We start from the raw sequence: 214 nt of genomic DNA on the forward strand, positions 1-214 counted from the left end.
ATGGTGACCGATGACGGTGGCAGGAATTATGTCGTCGAGTTCGCGAAGCAGTTGGACGATATCGCCGAGGGGCGGGTGAAGACGTCCATCCAGATCGCCGAGAACAAGATAAACATTTATGCCGAGCTGTTCGCTCTGTTTGCGTTTTTGCTGCTGATGGAATATTTGGCGCCTTTCGTGTTCGGGGGTACGAAGGGTGCGGAGACGGCGGCGA

1 protein-coding gene is annotated in these 214 nt (G+C 55.1%); it reads left to right on the forward strand.

The window, feature by feature from the left end:
* Nucleotides 1-214: hypothetical protein (locus tag IE94_RS37045; RefSeq protein WP_037925285.1), on the forward strand; the 214-nt coding region annotated here is incomplete at both ends.

It is taken from the genome of Streptomyces violaceorubidus, from assembly GCF_000717995.1.
GTDB classification, from domain to species: Bacteria; Actinomycetota; Actinomycetes; order Streptomycetales; family Streptomycetaceae; genus Streptomyces; species Streptomyces violaceorubidus.